Genomic DNA, 3,265 nt, shown 5'->3' on the forward strand with positions numbered 1-3,265 from the left:
GGGGGGAGTTGGGGGAAAGCAGGAGTGGAGCTGGGACGGTGGCCACCGCTGGTGCTGCCCGTACAAACTGGTCCAGACCAATGAGCTTGTCAAGGTCTGGGCCAACTCCCGGCCTACTCCGGCCGACTCCGAGCCGACTCCGAGCCGACTCCGGGTCGAGTCCGGGCGGATTCCGGGGAGTCTCCGTGGACTTGGAGTGTTGAGCGGCCCCCGCGCTGGATATGGTGCAGAGGCGGACGATGACCGCATCTGCCGAAGCGAACGGGGTGTGGGGGTGTGGGGAAGTGCCGACCGCGATAGCCGTCACCAGTGCGGACCTCGTCCTGCCGGCACCGGACCGGCAGACGCCGCCCGCCGCCGTACTCAGTCCCGCGAGCAAAGAGCACACCCTTGAGCAGTCGCTGGCCGAACTGCACGCGCTGCTTGAAGCCCACGACTACGTCATCGTGCTCTGCCCCGCCTCGCTGCCCGACCGCACCCTGCACCGGCTGCACTCCGCGCGTGCCCTCCTGGAGTCCGACCGGATCGCCCTGCTCCGGCTCGACCTGCCGCCGCTCGGCCTCGCCATGCTCGCGCTGCAGCTACGGCAGTTGGCCCTCTGCGACTTCAGCCCCGGCGTGCTCGCCTCCGCCGCCCGGCTGCTGTCCCACTACATCTACGCGGGCGCCCTGCTCGGCTCCGTCGCCAAGCTCGACCGGGTCCCGGTCAGCCTCACCTCGCACGCCAAGTCGTGGGTGCCCGGCTCCCAGTTCGCGGTACTCGCCACGCCCAAGCCCCAGCTCGTCAAGGTCAGCGGCAGCGGTAGCGGTAGCGGCGGTGTCGGAGGCAGTGGCGGGGCGGGTGCGGCGGGCGCTGCGGGCGCTGCGGCGCTGGAAGGGCCCGGGTTCGCCACTCAACTGCTCATCGCACGCGGTCAGTTGACCTCCGACTGGGTGACCTCGCAGCTCGCGCCCGGCTGGCGGGTGCAGGGTGTGGCCGAGGCGCCGCTGCCCGCCGAGTCGAGCCGCTGGTGGGCCACCGGGCGCCTGGTGGAGTTCGCCGCGGCCATCCCGGACATCACGATGCTCTACCAGCTGGTGTCGTCCGTACGGCGCGAGGAGTGCCACTGGTGCGGGCTCGAACTCATCGGTGACCGCTGCGGATTCTGTGCCGCGCCCCTGCTCCCACGCGAGCAGCGCGGCCGTACGCACGGTCCCGCGGGGCTCGAACCCGTCGTCGGCGCCACCAGGGTGCTCAGCTCCGGCCCACCGAGAAGGGCCATAGGACCTTGACCCTGACCCGACCCTGATCCAACGCACCGGTCCGTCCGCCCGCCCCGCCCGTATCCGTTCTCGATCGAGGTAGTTCGCCCCATGAACTCTCGCCAGCGCCGCGGCGTCATACTCCTGCTCCTGTCGGTCCTGTGCGCACTCGGCGCCTTCGCCGGGGTGCTCGCGGTGATCCGCGACGTGAACTCCAAGGTGGGGCCCGAGGTCTCCGCGTACCGGCTGAAGGGCGATGTCGCGCCCTACAAGGCGCTCAGCGCGGGGCAGTTCGAGAAGGTCAGCATGCCGAAGCGCTGGCTCTCCGAGAACGCCGTCACCGACCTCGACGAGATCCGCGGCAAGATCGCCGTGACCCGGCTGCGCGAGGGCTCGCTGCTGCAGAGCGACATGCTCGTACGGCGGCCCGAGCTCGGTGCGGGCGAACAGGAGATCGCCATCATGATCGACGCGGCCACCGGGGTGGCCGGGAAGATCACCCCCGGCGCCACCGTCAACATCTTCGCCACCTTCAAGGCCGAACAGCAGGGCCAGAAGGACCAGTCGAAGGTCATCGTGGAGAACGCCAAGGTCATCGACGTCGGCAGGCTCACCGCCCTCGAACCGGGCGACGCCGACGACCGCAACGCCCGCCGTCGCGCCGAGACCGAGGCCGTCCCCATCACCTTCGCGCTCTCCACCGCGGACGCCCAGCGCGTCGCCTACGCCGAGTCCTTCGCCACCCACGTACGCCTCGCCCTGGTCGGCGGCGGCGCCGAGGCCCCCGTGTCGCCCGACGACCGGAGCTACACCCTCGACGAGGACAAGTGAGGGGACCCGTGACCACCAGAATCCTCCCGGCCATCGGTGACGCGGACGCCGTGCGCGCCCTGACGTCCCTGATCGGCCAGCTCCCGGAGGCGGAGCCCGCGCTGCCCGTCGCCGACTCGACCGCGCTGCTCGACACCCTCGGGCAGCTCGCCGCCGAGTCGATCGACGAGCTGCCCGAGGTCGTCCTCGTACACGAGCGCATCGGGCCCGTCCCCGCCCTCGACCTGATCCGCGAGGTCGCGCTCCGCTTCCCCGCCGTGGGCGTCGTCCTGCTCACCTCGGACGCCAGCGCCGGTCTCTTCTCCGCCGCGATGGACTCCGGCGCGCGCGGCCTGGTCGGACTGCCGCTCGGGTACGAGGAGTTGGCGGCCCGCGTGCAGTCCGCCGCGACCTGGGCGCTCGGTGTGCGCCGCCACCTCGCGGGCGGCCAGGAGGTCACCCGCGGCCCCGGCGGCACGGTGGTCACCGTGACCGGCGCGAAGGGCGGCGTCGGCACCACCCTGACCGCCGTCCAGCTCGCCCTCGCCGTGCGCGCCGCGGGCCGCAGCGTCGCCCTGCTCGACCTGGACCTGCAGTCCGGCGACGTGGCCTCGTACCTGGACGTGCAGTTCCGGCGCTCCATCGTCGACCTGGCCGGGATCGGGGACATCGGGCCACGGGTGCTGCAGGACGCGGTGTTCACGCACCCCACCGGGATCGGCCTGCTCCTCGCCCCCGCCGAGGGCGAACGCGGCGAGGAGGTCACCGACCGGGTGGCCCGGCAGACCATCAGCGCCCTGCGCAACCGGTACGACGTGGTCGTCATCGACTGCGGCACCCAGATGAACGGCGCCAACGCCGCCGCCGTCGAACTCGCCGACCGCGCCCTGCTCCTGGTCACCCCCGATGTGGTGGCCGTCCGCGCGGCCAAGCGCATGGTGCGGCTGTGGGACCGGCTGCAGATCCGCAAGGCCGAGGAGACCCTCGCCGTGGTCAACCGGAACTCCCGGCTCAGCGAGATCCAGTCGCCCCTCGTCGAACGCATCACCGGCACCCGGGTCGCCCGTACCGTCATCCCGTCCCAGTACAAGGAACTCCAGGCCGCCGTCGACGCGGGCCGGATGCAGGACCTCGACAACCGCTCCACCGTGAAACAGGCGCTGTGGGGCCTCGCCGGTGAACTCGGCCTCCTCGGCGGCCCCGCGGAACCCGCC

At 72.0% G+C, this 3,265-nt stretch carries 3 protein-coding genes; all 3 read left to right on the forward strand.

Annotated features, from left to right (window positions below):
• Positions 1–284 precede the first annotated feature (284 nt).
• On the forward strand, positions 285–1,271 hold the full coding sequence (locus GUY60_RS36185; protein WP_312866559.1) for a hypothetical protein: 987 nt from the start codon (positions 285–287) through the stop codon (positions 1,269–1,271).
• An 81-nt stretch (positions 1,272–1,352) separates the two neighbouring features.
• Positions 1,353–2,072, forward strand: a complete 720-nt coding sequence (cpaB, locus tag GUY60_RS36190) for a Flp pilus assembly protein CpaB (protein WP_161705710.1) — start codon at positions 1,353–1,355, stop codon at positions 2,070–2,072.
• 8 nt (positions 2,073–2,080) lie between these two features.
• Positions 2,081–3,265, forward strand: a 1,185-nt coding sequence (locus GUY60_RS36195; RefSeq protein WP_161705712.1) for a CpaE/TadZ family protein, incomplete at its 3' end; no start/stop codon positions are given.

This window comes from Streptomyces boluensis (assembly GCF_009908195.1).
Lineage (GTDB): Bacteria > Actinomycetota > Actinomycetes > Streptomycetales > Streptomycetaceae > Streptomyces > Streptomyces boluensis.